This window comes from Erwinia pyri (genome assembly GCF_030758455.1).
Lineage (GTDB): Bacteria > Pseudomonadota > Gammaproteobacteria > Enterobacterales > Enterobacteriaceae > Erwinia > Erwinia pyri.
The window spans coordinates 136711-154257 of sequence record NZ_CP132354.1 but is presented as its reverse complement, the minus strand read 5'-3'; the positions used below and the strand labels follow the sequence as shown (position 1 = coordinate 154257).

The window sequence follows — 17547 nt, the reverse complement described above, 5'->3', positions numbered from 1 at the left end:
TTCAAAATTCACTAGTTCAGTAAGCCTTTTTACTGCTTATCTTCAAAGACAGACCTGAATAGTTCATATTTGTTTTTTTCCCGCTACTTTACGACCATGTTTGCTGTTCCGCATGAGCTTTCGCTATGCGAATAACAGTTCGTTCTGGAACTCCGCATAAAGAGGCTGTATCGCGGATGCTAAGCCCGTTCTCTACCCGAAGCCTGATTATGTTAAGATGAAGCGCCAGGTCAGGCTGCCTTCCTTTAAATTTTCCTTTGTCCTTTGCTTTTACGATCCCTTCTTCCTGCCGACGCCGGCGGTCCTGATAGTCTTTACGCGCGATCGCAGCCAACATATCTAACATCATGCCATTAATCGCATGCAGCATTGCGGCGGTGAAATCGTCACTGACATGTTTTTCCAGTGCAGCATGACTGGTAGGTAAATCCAGGCTGATGACAGAGAGGTGCTTTTCGCTAATAAGAGATTTCAGCCGCAAATCCCCCTTTCTCGCCTGATGAAGAACTGTATTGTTTGCTAGAACAGCAGCTGGTAAGAATGATCTGAACCTCACCAGACTGGATAAATCTGTACCTGTTTGTACACAGGTTGTTCACTTTTCCTGTGGATAACTCCCGCTGTTATGCGGGGCGCTGTGTAGCGGACATAAGAATCATCCTGCACGACAGGTCAGACCGACGTGGTATATAAAAGCGTGGATCAGCCGGTATGTTTTTCCATGAAGTCCACCATAGCACCTTTGTGCGCGTCAACGTGGCGAATGTAACGCATCAGAGTCTCCGGTTTTTTCCACGTTCCCTCCTGCATGATTTGCGCAACAGGATACCCCTGTCCGGCCATGTCCTGTGCGGCACCGACGCGGGCGCTGTGTCCGCTCCAGCCGTTATAGCGATTCTTGTTGATTCTGGTCTGTCCAGCTATACCTGACGTCCGCCAGGCTCGTGTAAAGATATCCTCAAGGGCGCGAGTACTCATTGGTGCATCAGAGGACATGAAAACCCGGTTAGAACGGTGTACCGGGCTGAACAGAAACGCATCTGGTTCACCGGCCAGTCTGGCAACGTTGATCCACTCCGCCAGCCGCTGAGTAGGCAGGGTGCTGAGCGCTTTGATCAGCCCGCCGGTCTGTACGATGGTTTTAGTCCACGCCACGTCAAGAATGATGCGGCCGTCCTGCGCACGCGTCAAGTCTCTCACACGCAGGCGCGACAGCTCACTGATGCGCAAAAGTGTGGCGTAAGCTACGTGCAGAAAAGCCAGATCGCGGGTTTCCTGCAGCCGGGAGGAGCCTGACCACTGCGCATCGAGCTCCAGTAGATCGGGTAGCCGGAAGGGAACGGCCTGCCCGGCACGCTCGCCCGCTATAACAGCCGTTCGGTTTATCTTCTTTATCGTGCGGAAAACCAGCGGCGAATGATTAGGCGGCGTCAGTCCGGCGTTACGGTGTAACATCGAAATCAGCGCGGCGTGTGCGTTAACTGTAGATGAAGCCCGTCCACCGGCCTGCAGAAAGGTCAGGTAATCCCTCAGATCGGCAGAAGACATAGGCAGAAAAGTTCGCTGATTCTCATCTGCCCACCGGCTGCAGATCCGCATGACGCTCAGCAGCTGTCGCCAGGTATTGGGCGAAAACGCCTCTCTGTCCTGAACAAATTCTTTTAACCGCTCCCGGATATCCGCATCGCCGTTGGAACCAAGCGTCGCCAGCTGAGTCATTTTTATCATTTTTTGCCTGTTTAATGAACGAAACTGTTATGATCGCGCTACGTGAATTCTGAGATAAAAGCAGGGAGATAACCCGCCAGAATTCGCGTAGCGCTGCCGATTTTCTGCGCCGTCTGAATGCGCCCATCTTATCGCAACATGGATGCTCCTGTCCTAACTTCGTATAAATACTATTATACGAAGTCAGTTTTCTGTACTGCATATCTGTATTGGCAGAGCATGGATATACGTTGTTTTAGTTGATAACTGCTTGATTACTTGAAATTAACGAAATGACCAATACGCCCTGGTGGCAAAGCGCTGGACTGAGAAGACTGGACTGATAAATACATAATTATATGAGATAGATATTTTACTAAGCTTTTTAATTTCCGTAATTGATGATTAATCGGTCAGTCAAGCAGAATATTTATTAGGTGGCGCACATGCGTTGCGGAAGTCCCTGCGCTGGGCAGGTAAATTCCGCACAAATAAAAGCCGACCGGACAGACTTTAAGGCGCGCAAATTCATGCAGACCATAACTTATAGTGGTCAGGTGCCGCTGATGGAGCATTATATGTTGTACTGAGTGGGCAGGGGAAGGACGTGCGGAAGAATAACAGGACTTCCGCATGCGCTGGCCGGACAGACAGCAGTCAACGTTAATAAACTAAAGATATCTCAGTCTTCATCAGGAGGAGAAGGTCTCTGTTTTAGCAGTTGATTGATGGCTTCTTATACTTGTTTTTTGGAAATCTATTAACTCAAAAATTTCAGTACATTTTTGTTATAACGCAATTCACTCTTCATTTTATCTCAGCGAGCGATAAATTCAGCAGTCTCTACATCATTTAAATCCTCCATTAATGTAGACTTTAGCGATTCAAGTTCATTTTTGCATTTATGGGGTTTATTTTATGTTGACAAATAACGGGAATGATATTCCCGAATAGAATATTTTTTTGAGGTTTAAACTATCAATATAATTTCATATAAGGAATGCCCCCTTATTTCATTTAAATTTACCCTGTTATTAACCATATAAGCTGCACTGGCATAATTCAGCTCAGCAATAACAGACTCATCGAAGCCGATATTCAAATAATTATTTGCATGATGAAGAAAAGTGTCAACATTCTGAGGCAAAAAATTATTCGCGCTCAGCGGAAATAACAGCAATCTGTGGTTCCCGCTTGAAGAGGGCCAGACACTGTTTCAGGCAGTGGAAAGGATAATGGTAATGAATCATCAGGCGGAGAATGTGGTGGATATAGAAAAGGTCAGGGATTATCCGGGCAGTGGTGACTGGGATGTGAGGTATAACCTGAAGGTAAAAACGGGTTGAATGAAAAAAGGGAGGGATAATCCTGCCTTTTGCAGCCCCTGATTTCTGCGACGAAAGCGGGGCACTCACAGAAACAACCGGTCATCCTGGGGAATCAACGTGTCTTGTGATCCGACTATGCCACTGTGTAACCACGCAGTAAAGTCGGCTGAAAGATAAAAAGTTGCTGAAATAAAAAGCACATAAAGTAACTTTTTTAGCCCATTCTGTTCCATATTAGTTTCATTCAGTGTCTAATATGGTAATATGAACTCAGTCGGAAAGCGTAAGGGGCGTACGATGATTGGCAGTTTCAGGGAAGGGGAATCCGGTTCACTGGCCCGGTTTTATTTTGACAATGTGCGGGCAGGAGATATACCTGCAACAATAGAATGCCCGTTGCGCCGCAAGTTATCCCTGCTCGATGCAGCCAGTACTGAAAAGTCACTATTTGCGCCGCGCAGCAATAACTATGAGCGGCTTGCAGGCAACCTGGAAGGATGGTCAAGCATCCGTGTGTCGATCCAGTGGAGGCTGATTTTCCGGTGGCGTGAAGGTCACGCTTATGGCCTGTACCTCGATCCACATAAATACTAAGCGGAGGTTTTATGGATACCCGTATTGCAGAACCGACCACCGTCGGAGAAATGCTTTCAGAAGAATTTCTGAAGCCGCTCAATATCACCCATCAGCAGCTTGCGGACGCGATGAACGTTTCCCGTAAAGTCGTGGGCCAGATTGTGAATAACACCCGTCGCGTGAGCGTTACAGAAGCATCGGAGTTGGCCGGATTATTTGAGACAGATGATGATTTCTGGATCAATGTCCAGGCAGCACATGACCGCTGGGAAGCGCGTCAGATCACAGCTCAGCGACATTTTCAGCCGATCACGCTGATGCTTAACTCTCTGGCGGGATGAATGTTAAGGGTCAGGCACAGGCGTTATCTGACCCTCTGATTTGTCATCCTGGTAGTTTGCACGCGTTCAGCCTGCCGGACAGGAAAAAGGCTCGCATGCCTGGCAGGCTGTCAGCACCGCACTTCTTTGGGACAAAAACCCGGAGCGTGCTGAAAAGCGATAAAGAAACTTATTGATACACGGATCTGGCATAACCTCATACCCCCGGCCCATAATCTGGGGAACCCGCCATCCTGATACCTGTCGGTACTTTTTTCTGCCTTTTTAAAACTACTTTCTGATCCCACTGAACATTATTTATATAATTAATTCCGAAGAATAGGGAACAATCCTTTTCATTACTTAATTAATTTCGAAGCAGAACTTTAAACCTTTCATACAACCTCATTAACTTCGAAAAGTATTTCTTCTAAAGCATTAATTTCGAATATTACTTCTGAACAAAACATGCTTTTTAAAGAAAAAGTATCCGGAGCCCGCTACGCAAGGCATCGGGATAGCTCCCTTCGCTTTACTCAGGGCAACTTCTCCCACTGCTTCAGCCCAGAACAAAACGTCTAGTAGCTCCACGAGCGGGTTCGTGGCACAAGGCATACATCGTTTCAGCAAATGAATTGCGTGGCAGCCTGAGAAAGTCACGGGAGACTTCAGAGACCCCCTCTCCCCCCACTGAGAAGCCGCCCCGCCCCGGGCCAAAGGCCCGGAACAGTGTGGCTTTATAATGGGTGTTGTAACTAAGCTCCAGTGTCGCTTTGAGAGATATTGCTGGGAGGAATGAGAACACGCCCGTAAGCGCCAGAGGCGCTAACGCGGAGATACGCCCGGTCTGCGACCGGACCACTCCGACGGCGCACTACAGACTTCTTCATGGCGGTTAGCGGGTCTGGCTTTGCAGGGAGGGAGGTTGGATTGGTGGAATCTGTCAATACAGGGCGGCTGTGCCGCGTCACGGCGCCAGTGAGCAATTATATTCTCTTCAGCACCAGCTGGCGCCTCCATGCCGCTGAAGCGGCATTCAGGGACAGACTGCGCACTGCTCGCCCGTCTTATTAGCTAAGACGATGAAACTCTTTTGAGATCATGACCAAGTCCGCTTAGTGCCAATAGCGGGCGTTGCTAATTCTACATTGCATAGATCACGTGGAAGAAGGTTGGACTGGTATAGAGCTTCACAAAAATGCTTTACTAATGCTGCCGTAAGTTGCGGGTATCATTTTTCATGGGAGGGATTTATGTCAGGAATTGAAGTAGAAATAGCACCACCTGCGAATTGGCAGGACTTTGAACGACTCACTCTTGATTATGCGAAAAAGCTATGGAAGGACGAATATGCACAAAGGCACGGACGACAAGGCCAAGCTCAGGCAGGTGTTGATATCTATGGCACCAATAACATATCGCATGAATCAATAGGCATTCAGTGTAAGAAAAAAAAGCATTTCGAAGTTCCGTCTAAACAACTGACCATTGCAGAAATTGATATAGAAATAGACTCAGCGAAAAAATTTTTCCCCAAATTAGATCATTTTATCATTGCAACAACCGGACCTCGGGATGCAGATTTACAGGGCCATATTCGTATGCAAAACCAGTCAGGCCTGCCTTTTAAGGTATCGCTATTGTTTTGGGATGACTACCAGGATTTCCTCAACGAGCATATAGATTTAATGTATAAATATTATAAGGATGTTTTAGAGTATCGCGATAAATACAATGAATTGGATCATTATCTGCTTTTGCTTAGTCAAGCTTTCGATAGACCTGCGATAAGGACCTCTTTTTATTGCGAAAACCAGTCCGCCGACTTTATCCAAGCTATGGCTGACACACAGAACGCCATAGCTACAGGTCGTTTAGTAGATCGAACTGGATATATTATCGATGAATGCAGAGTTCCTAGACCTAAAATAAAAAATCTAACAATAGCAGGGTCCTATCTGCAAAGATCTCGAGAAATTGCGACAATAGGCATGACTGAAGGGATAATTATTCAGCATCAGAATGTAATAGAGATCCATTCGCGTGAACTTACTGACGAGCTGAATAAACTAAGGCGACAGGCTGTTGAGCTACTAAATAATGAACTTATTAAACGTGATTTGGAAATAGTTCATTTTTTTAATGCTAAATATTTCAAGTGAAACGCTAAGACTTATTTAGATATGCTCTGACCATTGATGCTTCGGTATAACATCCGCTTTTCGCTCAAAGCTACCTGTCAACGTGGTCAAGCTCTACCACAACTCAGAGGTACAAAAATCACTTTAACGTACAATAACTTGCGATATCTAAACTGACCCCTGTTAAGCATTCATCACAGGTAAATTAACTGGCTTATCGAGGATACATCCATGTCGCATAACTTGGCAGCCCGAAACAAAGAAGAGCGTGAGCGTATTAACGTGGATTTAGCGGCTTCGGGAGTGGCTTACAAAGAGCGTCTGAACCAGCCGGTGATCCCGCGAGAGGTGGAGCAGCAACAGCCTGCTGATCTCAGGGAATATTTTAATGAACGACTTCAGCACTACAGAAAAATAGGCCAGCAGTATCCACGGGGTAACGACCCGGTATATCAGAAAGAAGAAATCAAGTGACCTGAACCGACTGAAAGGCCCGCGATAGCGGGCCCAGGGAGATCAAAGGTATGTTTTAAAAGATGATGTGATTACAGTAATTGCAATCCTCAGCATCATAGCAGCGCACGAAGGCAGTTTTTATTGCCGGTAACTTCTTAAAAATTAATTAAGACAAGGTGAGATTAATTCATTTTCGCCTTTGTTACTTATGAAGCCACTAATCATATCTATATGATTAGAAGCCATAAATTTCTTTAATTCCTGTGTGCAAAAGGCTTGATGCCATGATTCATTTTTAATCTGATTAGCGCTATAAATGGCATCGTCATCTCCTCCCCCAGATTGCGATAACAAATCCTTCGCAGAGGTTTCAAAATCAATTCTATAACTATTTAATGGCTTAGTAATAACTTGGTATGCTTTGCCTAATTTTAATTTTTTTCCTGCAAAGCTTTCAGCTATTTTGGTCCCATAGCTTTCTAGAAATGCAGACTTATTATTTTCAATCTTAGGGCCAACAGGGAATTCAACATGGGAGTAGACTTCTTCTGACACAGTTTTGGAAATATTAGTAATGGTTCTGATAATAAGCTTGCCGTTTATTATGCGATAGCTCCTCTGTACATCTTCAGGCTCTTCGCCATACCAGCGGGGTTCAGTGATGTCTTCATGCAGGATACCAATAGACACGCCATCTATTGAACGGCAACGATAGGAAAAAGATTTCCCGTCATTTGGCCGGACATATTGTACTCGTGCAGAGCCATCATTTAGTAACGTAGCCTTCATTGTTTCTAAATCTCGATGGAGCATATCGTTCAACGTTGCGCGACAGATATCAGTTATTTGATACTCGCTCTCCGCTGCCCATAATTGCAGCGGCGTGAGAAAAAAAATAATCCCTAAAATTACACGTTTCATAAATAACCCAGATGGTCACATTTGTACTTTTAATCGACTTTTAGTAAGAAAACTTTAATATTTTAATGAATGACAAACGAATCTAAAAGCCCTTAGAGGAAGAGTTTTGATTTTTAAAGATATTTCTAAAACGATGCGGTGGTTAACGTAATGGCAAGTCCCAGCATAATGGCCGCAGGAAGCAGCAGCAGGTTGGCATAGACCGCTGACGGCCACGACAGGTATGCCATCACCGGTATGTATACCGCGGGCTTAATCAGCCTTTTTGCGCGATGATATAAAAACGATGGCTCATAGCCCGCCCCGTAGCGACGCAGATCGCGGCGCCCCAGCCCCTCCACCACGGCAACGGCGATGACCAGTACAAACAGCGGAATGGAAAGCGTCAGTATCGTGACCCGGACAAGCGTCACGACGGTCACCCAGACGCTGGCAAGCAGATACTGCTGCAGATAGCCGGCGAGCCAGTTTCCCCGGGCAAGCCATCCTGTTTATCATAAAGAACGAAAAACTAACTACCTGTCTAACTTAAAGGCTTTTAGGGGTTTGAGGGCCAACCGCGCGAAAAACCACGTTAAGAGGCTTACTCTATGAAATATCAAATTTTTTTAACTGCACATATGAGGCGCAAAATCGGTTTCGAATATCGTATTTTGGTCATTTAGAGATTGGATCGTATCAACATAGATTTCTGAAACCGCGTAGCGTGGTTTTTTACATCATTGGCCCTCGAACCCCCAATACGAACCTGATCAGGAAGAACTTCAGCGTCATTCTGGAGCGAACGGTCCGGGAGCTGAACGGAGAGTCCTGCATCGAGCTTGGGGAGGTGCCTCCCGTTAAACAACAGATTGTCTGTTCAAAATCATTTGGACAACGCATAACAGAGCTTGAAGACATTCAGCACGCAGTAGTTATGTATGCGACCAGGGCGGCAGAAAAACTGCGCGAGCAGGGGTCTAAATGCCGGCATATCAGTATATTCATTGCCACAGGCCGCTATGGTCATGAGCCTCAGTATGCCAATACAGCCTCCCTCATCAGTGAGTATCCAACCAGTGATACGCGCGACATTATCAATTTCGCTATGCGAGGGCTCGATTCGATCTGGCGGCAGGGATATCGCTACGCTAAGGCAGGTATCATGCTGGGTGATTTTTATCAGTCCGGCGTGGCGCAGCTCGATATGTTCAGTGAGCAGCTTCCGCGCGCGAATGCCGATGAACTCATGGCTGCTCTTGATAAGATAAATAAATCCGGTCTGGGTAAAATCTGGTTTGCCGGTCAGGGGACAGATAATTCATGGCTAATGAAACGTGAAATGCTCTTACCTAGATACACTACGTGCCTTGCAGAGCTACCTGTTGTCAAATGAGTTACCTGAATGTAAACGATGAGGGATAAACTGGATGAATGTTCAGACAGAAAAAATATTTAGAGAAATTTACCGCCAGTTTAAGAAAGTGAATCCCGGATGTGACGATAAAGACAAACTAGACAAAGTTCTGAACAAAATTATTGGTGTAGGAAAATATTCATCTAACCCCGCGCGAGTCCGGGCTATGGAAGAAATGCACGGTTTTTGCATCTGCTGTTTAGACTATAAAATGTTCATACCCTCTCAATCCGCTTTAAACCTTAAAAAAGAAAATTTAAAATTTTACGCCGATGCTTTCAGTGAGGCTGAAATCATTATACCTACCTATATTCCAATGAATGTACTTGGCCCGTTATCACAGGAAATTATCAAGGTAACAGATAAAGAAGAAAAATTAAAACAGGGTGATATGGCGCTTGCCGCGATGTTCCCACCTTCTATGCTCGCCAGACTATCAATTGATCACTATAGTAAGTTTAGCGATTTAAGCCCGTGTCTTGTGCAGATAAGAGAGACGGTTGAAGCCTATTGCCTGGGATTTTATCGCCTTTCCATTACCTCCCTGCTGCCGTGTATTGAATATGCTATTAGAGCACTTGGTGAAAAACTTGGAGTTGCCGGAGATAATGAGGTGGCTGTCTCTTATCTTCTGGGGATATATGATAGCTGGATGCGTTATTATATAGATGGTGTTGTTTTGAAAGATTATGACTGGGCACCAGATTGCGTAAGAAGCAAAAACCTTTATCTGAATTTTGATGAACGCTATCAGATGGTCGCTAATAGCAGGGATTATATTGCGAATCATCTTTATCAAAATTCAATCAGGGATAAAGGTATAAGTCAGCTTAATCGTCACAGTATACTGCATGGCTTTATGCCTGAATACCATACAAAGGGAAACTATTTGAGGTTAATTAATGTTCTCAATAACCTATGCTTTATGCTGACGCTTTCTGGCGTGCCCGCCTCTCTATTTTTACCAGAGGCTACAGATAAAACTATGAGGTTTATCCAAAACCTTTTGGTAATGGAAGTCATGGGTACTAAGCGGGCAATGTATCTCGATGAAAATAGTATTGAACGCTAAATTTCTGTAGCAGCCTGGATAAGGGCTGCATACTGAGATAAGATGCTTCATGAGAGCGTAATCAGGCTCAGCGTTTACAGGCCAGAGGGCTGCAATGGAATCGGAAAAATATTTTCAGGGCTATTCAGGCAGGCTGGGCGATTATCTTTTCCCCGAAGAGGGCTTTTACGACATGGAAGCCCGTCACTGCGTGTCGGAGCTGCTCGCGCGTCACGGTGGCGCCAGTACGCCGCAGGCGTTTCTTGTCCTGCTGGAAACCTTTACGCCAGAGATGGTGCAGCACAAGATCGATAACCCTGACTGGAGCACGGCGCAGACGGTTAGCCGCTGGGAAAACACAACAAAGAAACTGATACGCCGGCGGACAGAACAGCGGTTCGCGGACGAACTGGCGGCGGCGAACTCTTCCGGCCAGGAATAAGGAAACCATTATGAACAGATCAGACAAGGGAAACAGTGACCCGATGAGCGGTGAGGTGTACGCCGTGAATAAGTGATGCAGCAGAGCGACCTGACAGACGTGACGGCCATCGTTATTGTCGCTGTCTTCTATATTGGTGGCCTTTACATGATAGGTCATGCGCTGACGCCGGCGCGTTCGTCTGGTTAAGTGACCCCAGCAGCCTGCCCGGCTCGTCAGCCGTGGATGTAAAGGCAGACGATAGCCGTGTCGGAAGGCTAATCCTCAGCCTGTCCGCTCCTGACGGTATAGTTATTTACGTCAATATAAATCACCGGTTCGCCGCCGGCGCTGTAGTCGTAATGTGGCGGGAATTCATCGCTGACGATGAAGGAAATCAGCGTGCCGGGCTCAAGTCCCTTTTTATACGTTCCGGTTCTGATCGTCACCTCATCTCCCACGGAAGGCACGCGATCCGAAGAGGATTCGGCAAGGATTGTTCCGCTGAATACAAATCGTATGGTCATGGTTATCTCCGTTCCGGTTCTGGTTAAACAGCCGCATCACAGTATTGTAGCAGTACCCTGCGCTGGCGCAGCCTGAGCTTCTTCTCCTGACGGCTTCAGGACCATCACGCGATGGTTCAGGACGATCTCAGCGCGGCCGCCATCGCCTGCAACTGGGCGCGGTCAGCGTCCTTGCGCGGGTCCTGCGTGCCGACTGCGCCCTGTTCCCACCATTCGTACATCATGCCGGCAACTGCCAGCACCGCAGGCCGGATGCGCTCACCGTCGTTATGCAGGCGGACGGCCAGTTTCTCAAGGACAGCCGATGCCTGAGCGGTCTGGGCGGTATAGTCACCCGGCCGGGTGCTGGCCAGCGTAAATCTGGCGTCTGCGGTGCGGACCCGCACAGCGTGGCTGGTTGTCATGGCGCAGTCCTCCTGTCCGGGGCGCAGGTGTCCGGGCCTGCCATTAACGCCGCCTCAGTGGCCGCAGCCGGTTCGTCCCGTGTCCGGGTAACGGGTGTCATGTGAGCCTCACGTATGCGTCTGGTGTCATACCGGTATTACATAGGACAAAACCACCAGTCGCTCGTTTTTTGGTCCCTTTCGCGGCTGTTGCGGTTTTCCGGCATTCTCCGCAACCGGCCTACTTATCCCCAGAATCTGTGGATAACGCTATATGTAGTGGCTCCGTCAGCTGGCCAAGTCACTACATATAGTGTCTGCGCACGCTGCGGCTCCGTTGCTGCCCCGCCTTCCCTTCCCTGCTGATTTTGGTTTTACCGGTATTTACGTTTTTTCCGCACTGTGGCAGAACCGCATCTGGTATTTAATTTCCTGTACTGCAATTTTGCAGTACATCCGGCCGGGGTGTAAGGTGATGCTGTACTGCAATGTTGCAGTACGAAACAGGTGGAGATCGTTATGACGAAAATTGAGCCGGGAATGGTTTTCCTGTTTATCCGGGTGGCGTGCTGTACCTACATCGCCTTCCGGGTGGTTGCATCAATGTTTTCGGGCGAACCTTTTTAACCCTGCAGCTTAATCCGATCAGCTGACCCTTATCAGGAATACGAACATGACTTACAGCAAAACACTGCTGACGCTTCTGCTCGCCACCGTGCTGCCGGCCGCAGCGGCGGAAACCGGTAACAGCCAGGTTTTGCCTCTGCATGGCGTTACCCGGCTGGCTGATACCGCACCCCGGCTGCCCGATGCAATAGCCTGGTGTAACGGGCAGCTCAAGACTCTGAAAGCAGACGCGCGGCTGAGCATTCAGCAGCGCTACGATCTTCGGGATTGCCTCTATGCGCGCTATGTTTCAGAGCAGCGTAAAAAGGATGAAGACGTTATGGTTCGTTCCTTATGGGGATCCGTAACCCGGCTGGATGCGGATGCCTCCGACAGTGAACTTATTTCTGCCTGGCGGTACCCTAAAGCAGAGAGGACAGCGCCATGAAAGCTTCAATTACAGTGCGGCTCGACGATCAGCTGAAGGCGCAGGCCGAAGCTGTGCTGGACGAACTTGGCGTCAGTTCGACGCAGGCGATCACCCATCTTTATCTGTACCTGGTCCAGCACCGGCAACTGCCCTACCGCGTGCGGCCGGTGTCGGAATCCCCGGAGGACGTTTACCGTAACCTGCTGCAGCAGATGCGTGCCGTCAGTCGGCTGCTCAGCAGCGTGGCCGGACTGCCGGCCGAAGCGCCGGAACGACCGGCAATGGCCCGGCACTGTCTGCACCGCTGCCGGCAGCTGCAGCAGGACATTGAACGGAACATTGGATTTATGGCCGGCGTCAGCTGTCGCGATCCGCTGCCCCACACAGACGACGAGGATACGGGTATCTACTGGCAGTGGATGGCAGAACAACTGCAGCGGGCTGTTCTTGCGCTTGAAAGTCCGGCGCCTGACCTGTCCGCCACGCTGACTTCCGTTTCGGGACAGCTCAGTCGTTACTACTGGCAACTGGCGACCTGGATTGATCTGTACGAACTCCCGGAGTCTGACGAAACAGGTAGGCCGGTATGATTATTCAGAAAACGGCAGAGGACATCACCGGGTTCACGGGCGGCGACCTCTTATTCTGGCTGCTTGTCATTTTCGCCCTGACCGCGTTTTTCTGCTTCATCTTTGCTGACAGCCGTCCGTCAGGCAGAAAGAACGCACAACGACGTTCTGCTGCCCGGCGCAGGCGTTAAGTCACCTCCTGATACGACTGTATAATGTTCGCAATTCCAGAAGTCTGAAGCCTGCCTATAAAAGTCAATTGCTCCTAATTTGTGTATTTCATGTGTAATACATTTGTATGTTATTTTTCTTGACCTCATAAGAGGAAATCAGGATAGTGGAACTACAAATGTATTACTTTAGAATTACACTAAGGGGGTCTTAGATGGCTGACAACGGGAATGAACGGCAGGCATTCGTCATCGCCGCAATGAGTAACAAAGGTGGTCCAGGTAAAACATCCTCTACGACTAATACTGCAGTGGCTCTGGCGCAGATGGGGAAACGTGTACTGGTCATCGATGCAGACCAGCAGGCGAACGCGACAGAAGTGCTGACGCATGGCAGAAAATTCTATGCTCAGTTTGGTCCGACAATATGCGATTTATACAATAATCAAAAGTTCGATGTGCGTGATGTCATTATTCCTGCAAAAAACGGGGAAGAGGATATTCCAGACCTTTTCCTGATTCCGTCAGACCCCTCTTTTGAGCGCGTCATGGAAAACAGTATGGCGAGACCACATCGCGAGAAGATTCTGCTGCGTCACCTCAAACCTGTTATCAGTGAATTCGATTTTATCCTTATCGACTGCTCGCCAGCGCTGAACCTGTCGTCAACCAATGCCGCGTATGTTGCCGATCACGTTATCATTCCAATTGATGGCGGTTCTTTCTCACTGACCGGAGCCGAAACCGTGCTGGACTATCTGGATGAGATTAAAGAAGAACAGTTCTCTCACTACAGCCTGTTCCGTAACGAATTTAACAGCTCAAAAAAGAAGATGAACACTTTCCTGCAGGATGAACTTGAAGGCAATGAGCGCTTCAAAAATAACGTACTGGAAACCCGCATTCGCGCAGATGAAAACATTGCTCAGGCTCAGGTGGTATGCAAACCCCTCTATTTTTACAAGCGTGGCGCACTGGTACTGAACGACTACCGGGCGATGGCAAAAGAAATCATTTCTATTAAAGAAGGAGCCTACTGATGGCCGGAAAACTTGAACGTCCACAGGTACAAAGGCCTGCAGCAGCAAAGCCAGAGCAGGAAAGCCGGCTGACCAATGTGAGAACCAAACGTAACAGAACGACCAGCGAGACGCCGAAAACGATTCGCCTGACGGCGGATGAAAAACTGATGTGTGCAAAGCTAACCGGTGCCGTTCAGGATCTGGCGCCAAGCAAAACCATTACCGATTCAACCATCCTGCGTGCGGCACTTTATCTGGCCAACCAGGCCGGACCTGAAAAGCTGGTAAAAATGGTGAAAGAATACCTGTAACTTTTTTCGCATTTAACGGCCGCGTTTGCGGCCTTGTTTTTAAAGCTTTACGAATTGCTTATACTGGTACAAGCAGGCCATTTTCATACTTATACTCAACTATTTCTTGTGAGGCTGCTTCAGTAATATGTTCCGTTGGATGAACTGTGCCCCGGTGCCAGTCGCGAATATATTCGTAGTATTCATCGATTTCTCTCTGAACCAAATTAAAGTATTCTGGTCCCTGAATCCGACTTATCGCATCAGCATATTCATACTGTGTAATGTACCCTGCCCGCATTTTCTGCAGCAATATGTTATGACAAATTACCCAAGAAGGCCTGCCTGTTTCGTCACTCAGCATGGTAATGACCCTACGGTACTTACCTGAAAGCACTTTATTAACGATCTCATCTGTGAAATTTGAACGTATGCTTTTCACCTGAATTGCAGCTGTATTTGATTGATTATGGATTAAGGCGGGTTCCATAACATTGCTGGCCGGATTTCGACGTATAAATAATATATCTGCATTACTTTGTGGCTCGAAATGACTGAGTAAATTCGCTTTGGTTGAGAGTAATCCGGTTCCTACTGCTTTGTATTCTTTAAACGTCGCTATAGACCATCCCTCAGCCCTCTCTGTACACCACTGAAAAGCACGTAATCTACTTACCTCATTTTGGTTGAATTTGTCTACAAGGTAAGCTTCAAACACAAGGCCAGCAAAAGAACTTGCTGTCTGGTTTGAACTAAATGTGTACCCCCTGTCAGTCAGCTTGATATGGCCGGTTTCAAGACCATCGGCTATAACTCTTTTTTTATATTTTTCTTTCAGGATCTGTTTTCTTGCTTCTGGAGTTAAACCGGGATATGCAGAATCAAGTAAACTGATCGGTGTGGGAGAAAGTATTGTAACCATCTCCTTCGTGTTAAGTTCCTGAATAGTAATAGCGATTTTTCCTGACATAGATCTCCTTAATATAAGAAATTATCCCCAGATAGAGATATGCGGAATACCTGATTTTGATTCTCTTTTTTATTAGAAAGTGAGTTTCTTTTTGTTGCGGTTTTGTGGTCTGAGGCTATACATGTTCTGACATCTCATTTCTATAGTACGACATTTCACTCATGTAACAAAACAGGCATACGGTTACCCGCCCTCCCCTTCCCGGTCTTTTTTGCCTGAACCCTGACGCGGCAAGGCCCGCGGGGCCATTCTGCGCATTAATCCTGGCCGATCGGTGCCGGAGCCGCGCTTTTACTGCGTAACAGATACCGGAATATACCGGGTTTTGTTACCCTGCCCTCTGCGCGCCCGCGATTTATTCCGGTGGCGCCGGTGCCTGTGCGGGGGCAGAATAGGCGTCAGAAGGACGATTTACGGATTTTGAAATCTGGCGGGCTTTGCCCCTGCGAAAGTAAAAGAATTCGCCCAGCGCGCCGGTGTATTACTCGTGTATTACATTTATGGTGTGGCGCCTGCGGCCACTGACAGTCTCAGACGAGGACGGTATCTATGACATTATCACTGGAAGACATCCCGGCGGTAAGCCCGGGCGGGCTTACGCTCACCCCGGCAGAGCGCCTGACGCTCCTGGAGAACGGCGTGCTCACCCTTGCGCAGCGGGACGGGAGCACCCTGGTGCTGTGGCTGAACGGGTCCGGCGGTCTTTCTGAGCAGTGCTATCCGGCTGCGCCGGCAGCCGCGCTGGACCGCTGGCGTGAGGAGTATCCGGAGGCTACTGGTGGTCGCCCGGCTCATGAGGAACCGGAACAGGATGACGGCTTCACGCCCTGAAACATGGGCCCAGCCGTGATTTATGTATGACAAAAGTATTCTATTTGTCATGCATATGTGTACGCATTCAGGTACGCACCGGATCCCGGTAACACGACCTTTGCATTTCTTATGTGGTTCATCCGTAATACAGAGGTAATACAAATGCAGTTCAGGAGTATGTCATGCTGATGCCTGCAGCCGGCACCACCGGGGTAGCCGCGCAGAGCTGGGAAACGGCACTCGCCCTGCGCGGCATGGCGCTGCTGCAGCCCGACCTGCCAAAGTACCTGCTGGCGCCGGAAGTGGCCGTGCTGCTCAGCTGCTTTTATGACGAGCGCCAGCGCATGCTCTTTGCGTTTCTGTGGAACACCGGCGCGCGCATCACCGAGGCGCTGATGGTGACCCCGGAAGATCTGCAGCTGGACGGTCCGCGTCCGTTTGTCCGCCTGCGGACGCTCAAGCAGCGCAGCCGTGGCCGGGGACGTCCGGCAAAGGACGAGAAGGTCGCCCGCGTGGTGCCGCTCCTTGATGGCGCATTCGTCCGGGAGCTGCATCGCTATCTTGCCACGTTCCGGCCCGGGCGGCGCACCCCGCTGTTTGCGGTAACGCGGAAAACGGCATGGAGCTGGCTGCAGCAGGCGATTGACAGAGCCGGTGCGGCCGGCATTGCTTTTGCTGTCACGCCGGTCAGCCCGAGAACGCTGAGGCACAGCTTTGCAATGCACCTGTTCCTGAATCACGTGCCGCCGAAAGTGGTCCAGACCTATATGGGACACGAGCGCTATGAAAGCACTGAGCAGTACCTGAAGGTTTTTGCGCTGGACGTGGCGCCGCAGCTGGGGATCCGGTTCAGTCTGGATGCGCAGGATTATGCAGGTATGCTTACCCGAAAATGAATGACTTTTGTATTCCATGTGTATTTCATATGTATGACATAATTCAGCACCGAAACGGATTCCGTAAGGAAGAATCAGCAAGGATATCGAATGAAGCAATCCCCTCCACCGTATGCTCCTTTCACTAAAAGTAAATGCCCGGACTGGCGCTGCCCGTCCTGTTTAAACCAGTCACTCAGAATTATACGTGATACGTTTAAAAGTTATAAAACTGCAAAGACCCGGGATTTTGATGATCCGGATGATTTTCACCCGGACAAAGTTAAGTTTGTATTTTCCTGCATCCTGGAATGTGATCGTGATGAATGCGCTGAGAAGGTTTCAGTCAGCGGTGAGGGTTATCGGGAGTGGGCAAAGGAAGATGAAGATGTTGGGTTCCGCGAACTATATATTGCCCGATCTTTTAGGGGTCAGTTTGGATATCGAAAATTATTGTACGTTAAGGTGGTTTTTTTATACGTCTGAGCTGTGGTAAAGCTTGACCACTTTGACAGGCAGCTTTCAGCGAGGAGCGGACCTTCATCAGAAACTGCTCACAATAAGCTACAGCTCAT

General features: G+C 48.4%; 20 protein-coding genes and 2 pseudogenes. 15 read left to right on the top strand and 7 right to left on the bottom strand.

Translation table 11 applies throughout. The features are described 5' to 3' along the window. Window positions 1–88 precede the first annotated feature (88 nt). Window positions 89–490, bottom strand: a pseudogene (locus Q3V30_RS22220) (recombinase family protein); the annotation flags it as partial. A 212-nt stretch (window positions 491–702) separates the two neighbouring features. Continuing rightward, the gene (locus Q3V30_RS22215) at window positions 703–1719 is read right to left on the bottom strand and encodes a tyrosine-type recombinase/integrase (protein WP_428979282.1); all 1017 of its coding nucleotides are present in this window, start codon (window positions 1717–1719) and stop codon (window positions 703–705) included. Between the two features lie 1613 nt (window positions 1720–3332). Between Q3V30_RS22215 and Q3V30_RS22210 the strand changes: the two genes are divergently transcribed. The 4 genes from Q3V30_RS22210 to Q3V30_RS22195 all read left to right on the top strand — a co-directional run bounded on the left by Q3V30_RS22210 (window position 3333) and on the right by Q3V30_RS22195 (window position 6546). Continuing rightward, window positions 3333–3629, top strand: a complete 297-nt coding sequence (locus Q3V30_RS22210; protein WP_306213469.1) for a type II toxin-antitoxin system RelE/ParE family toxin — start codon at window positions 3333–3335, stop codon at window positions 3627–3629. Between the two features lie 11 nt (window positions 3630–3640). After that, complete coding sequence (locus Q3V30_RS22205; RefSeq protein ID WP_306213467.1) at window positions 3641–3952, top strand: HigA family addiction module antitoxin; 312 nt, start codon at window positions 3641–3643, stop codon at window positions 3950–3952. A gap of 1232 nt (window positions 3953–5184) precedes the next feature. Then, a complete protein-coding gene (locus Q3V30_RS22200; protein ID WP_306213465.1) occupies window positions 5185–6093 on the top strand; it encodes a hypothetical protein in 909 nt (302 codons plus the stop codon). 210 nt (window positions 6094–6303) lie between these two features. Then, complete coding sequence (locus Q3V30_RS22195; protein ID WP_306213463.1) at window positions 6304–6546, top strand: DNA polymerase III subunit theta; 243 nt, start codon at window positions 6304–6306, stop codon at window positions 6544–6546. Between the two features lie 144 nt (window positions 6547–6690). On the opposite strand, the gene Q3V30_RS22190 is transcribed toward Q3V30_RS22195, so the two are convergent. Both Q3V30_RS22190 and Q3V30_RS22185 read right to left on the bottom strand, forming a co-directional pair. After that, a complete protein-coding gene (locus Q3V30_RS22190) occupies window positions 6691–7449 on the bottom strand; it encodes a hypothetical protein (RefSeq protein WP_306213461.1) in 759 nt (252 codons plus the stop codon). Between the two features lie 125 nt (window positions 7450–7574). Next, window positions 7575–7916: pseudogene (locus tag Q3V30_RS22185) on the bottom strand (TIGR03747 family integrating conjugative element membrane protein); the annotation flags it as partial. A gap of 239 nt (window positions 7917–8155) precedes the next feature. Here Q3V30_RS22185 and Q3V30_RS22180 point away from each other — a divergent pair. The 3 genes from Q3V30_RS22180 (at window position 8156) to Q3V30_RS22170 (ending at window position 10338) form a co-directional block, all read left to right on the top strand. Continuing rightward, a complete protein-coding gene (locus Q3V30_RS22180) occupies window positions 8156–8824 on the top strand; it encodes a DinB/UmuC family translesion DNA polymerase (RefSeq protein WP_306213459.1) in 669 nt (222 codons plus the stop codon). Window positions 8825–8858: 34 nt separating this feature from the next. Beyond that, the gene (locus tag Q3V30_RS22175; protein WP_306213457.1) at window positions 8859–9917 is read left to right on the top strand and encodes a hypothetical protein; all 1059 of its coding nucleotides are present in this window, start codon (window positions 8859–8861) and stop codon (window positions 9915–9917) included. 94 nt (window positions 9918–10011) lie between these two features. Continuing rightward, window positions 10012–10338, top strand: a complete 327-nt coding sequence (locus tag Q3V30_RS22170; protein WP_306213455.1) for a hypothetical protein — start codon at window positions 10012–10014, stop codon at window positions 10336–10338. A gap of 257 nt (window positions 10339–10595) precedes the next feature. Here the strand turns inward: Q3V30_RS22170 and Q3V30_RS22165 are convergent, their stop codons facing one another. Next, window positions 10596–10844 carry a hypothetical protein gene (locus Q3V30_RS22165; protein ID WP_306213453.1) on the bottom strand — a complete coding sequence of 83 codons (249 nt, stop codon included), beginning with the start codon at window positions 10842–10844 and terminating at the stop codon, window positions 10596–10598. A gap of 116 nt (window positions 10845–10960) precedes the next feature. After that, window positions 10961–11248: a hypothetical protein gene (locus Q3V30_RS22160; RefSeq protein ID WP_306213451.1), complete on the bottom strand. Its 288-nt coding sequence runs from the start codon at window positions 11246–11248 to the stop codon at window positions 10961–10963. Window positions 11249–11900: 652 nt separating this feature from the next. Here Q3V30_RS22160 and Q3V30_RS22155 point away from each other — a divergent pair. From Q3V30_RS22155 to Q3V30_RS22135, 5 genes are all read left to right on the top strand, one after another. Continuing rightward, window positions 11901–12281 (top strand): hypothetical protein, encoded by a 381-nt coding sequence (locus Q3V30_RS22155; RefSeq protein WP_306213449.1) that lies wholly within the window; start codon window positions 11901–11903, stop codon window positions 12279–12281. After that, complete coding sequence (locus Q3V30_RS22150) at window positions 12278–12853, top strand: type II toxin-antitoxin system RelB/DinJ family antitoxin (RefSeq protein WP_306213447.1); 576 nt, start codon at window positions 12278–12280, stop codon at window positions 12851–12853. Before Q3V30_RS22155 ends, Q3V30_RS22150 begins: the two co-directional genes overlap by 4 nt. After that, window positions 12850–13023, top strand: a complete 174-nt coding sequence (locus Q3V30_RS22145; RefSeq protein ID WP_306213445.1) for a hypothetical protein — start codon at window positions 12850–12852, stop codon at window positions 13021–13023. The genes Q3V30_RS22150 and Q3V30_RS22145 overlap by 4 nt, the downstream gene beginning before the upstream one ends. Before the next feature lie 194 nt (window positions 13024–13217). Beyond that, complete coding sequence (locus tag Q3V30_RS22140; protein ID WP_306213443.1) at window positions 13218–14042, top strand: ParA family protein; 825 nt, start codon at window positions 13218–13220, stop codon at window positions 14040–14042. Next, window positions 14042–14335, top strand: a complete 294-nt coding sequence (locus Q3V30_RS22135) for a hypothetical protein (RefSeq protein ID WP_128085370.1) — start codon at window positions 14042–14044, stop codon at window positions 14333–14335. The genes Q3V30_RS22140 and Q3V30_RS22135 overlap by 1 nt, the downstream gene beginning before the upstream one ends. A 58-nt stretch (window positions 14336–14393) precedes the next feature. On the opposite strand, the gene Q3V30_RS22130 is transcribed toward Q3V30_RS22135, so the two are convergent. Further along, window positions 14394–15284 (bottom strand): hypothetical protein, encoded by an 891-nt coding sequence (locus Q3V30_RS22130; protein WP_306213440.1) that lies wholly within the window; start codon window positions 15282–15284, stop codon window positions 14394–14396. Between the two features lie 549 nt (window positions 15285–15833). Here Q3V30_RS22130 and Q3V30_RS22125 point away from each other — a divergent pair. From Q3V30_RS22125 to Q3V30_RS22115, 3 genes are all read left to right on the top strand, one after another. Continuing rightward, window positions 15834–16115, top strand: a complete 282-nt coding sequence (locus tag Q3V30_RS22125; protein WP_306213438.1) for a phage tail sheath protein — start codon at window positions 15834–15836, stop codon at window positions 16113–16115. A gap of 164 nt (window positions 16116–16279) precedes the next feature. After that, window positions 16280–16993: a tyrosine-type recombinase/integrase gene (locus Q3V30_RS22120; protein WP_306213436.1), complete on the top strand. Its 714-nt coding sequence runs from the start codon at window positions 16280–16282 to the stop codon at window positions 16991–16993. Window positions 16994–17083: 90 nt separating this feature from the next. After that, a complete protein-coding gene (locus Q3V30_RS22115) occupies window positions 17084–17458 on the top strand; it encodes a hypothetical protein (protein ID WP_306213434.1) in 375 nt (124 codons plus the stop codon). Window positions 17459–17547: the final 89 nt, after the last annotated feature.

Coding starts and splice junctions, on each gene's coding strand:
- Q3V30_RS22215 (WP_428979282.1), bottom strand. CDS start 1,719: ATGACTCAGCTGGCGACGCTTGGTTCCAACGGCGATGCGGATATCCGG.
- Q3V30_RS22210 (WP_306213469.1), top strand. CDS start 3,333: ATGATTGGCAGTTTCAGGGAAGGGGAATCCGGTTCACTGGCCCGGTTT.
- Q3V30_RS22205 (WP_306213467.1), top strand. CDS start 3,641: ATGGATACCCGTATTGCAGAACCGACCACCGTCGGAGAAATGCTTTCA.
- Q3V30_RS22200 (WP_306213465.1), top strand. CDS start 5,185: ATGTCAGGAATTGAAGTAGAAATAGCACCACCTGCGAATTGGCAGGAC.
- Q3V30_RS22195 (WP_306213463.1), top strand. CDS start 6,304: ATGTCGCATAACTTGGCAGCCCGAAACAAAGAAGAGCGTGAGCGTATT.
- Q3V30_RS22190 (WP_306213461.1), bottom strand. CDS start 7,449: ATGAAACGTGTAATTTTAGGGATTATTTTTTTTCTCACGCCGCTGCAA.
- Q3V30_RS22175 (WP_306213457.1), top strand. CDS start 8,859: ATGAATGTTCAGACAGAAAAAATATTTAGAGAAATTTACCGCCAGTTT.
- Q3V30_RS22170 (WP_306213455.1), top strand. CDS start 10,012: ATGGAATCGGAAAAATATTTTCAGGGCTATTCAGGCAGGCTGGGCGAT.
- Q3V30_RS22165 (WP_306213453.1), bottom strand. CDS start 10,844: ATGACCATACGATTTGTATTCAGCGGAACAATCCTTGCCGAATCCTCT.
- Q3V30_RS22160 (WP_306213451.1), bottom strand. CDS start 11,248: ATGACAACCAGCCACGCTGTGCGGGTCCGCACCGCAGACGCCAGATTT.
- Q3V30_RS22155 (WP_306213449.1), top strand. CDS start 11,901: ATGACTTACAGCAAAACACTGCTGACGCTTCTGCTCGCCACCGTGCTG.
- Q3V30_RS22150 (WP_306213447.1), top strand. CDS start 12,278: ATGAAAGCTTCAATTACAGTGCGGCTCGACGATCAGCTGAAGGCGCAG.
- Q3V30_RS22145 (WP_306213445.1), top strand. CDS start 12,850: ATGATTATTCAGAAAACGGCAGAGGACATCACCGGGTTCACGGGCGGC.
- Q3V30_RS22140 (WP_306213443.1), top strand. CDS start 13,218: ATGGCTGACAACGGGAATGAACGGCAGGCATTCGTCATCGCCGCAATG.
- Q3V30_RS22135 (WP_128085370.1), top strand. CDS start 14,042: ATGGCCGGAAAACTTGAACGTCCACAGGTACAAAGGCCTGCAGCAGCA.
- Q3V30_RS22130 (WP_306213440.1), bottom strand. CDS start 15,284: ATGTCAGGAAAAATCGCTATTACTATTCAGGAACTTAACACGAAGGAG.
- Q3V30_RS22125 (WP_306213438.1), top strand. CDS start 15,834: ATGACATTATCACTGGAAGACATCCCGGCGGTAAGCCCGGGCGGGCTT.
- Q3V30_RS22120 (WP_306213436.1), top strand. CDS start 16,280: ATGCTGATGCCTGCAGCCGGCACCACCGGGGTAGCCGCGCAGAGCTGG.
- Q3V30_RS22115 (WP_306213434.1), top strand. CDS start 17,084: ATGAAGCAATCCCCTCCACCGTATGCTCCTTTCACTAAAAGTAAATGC.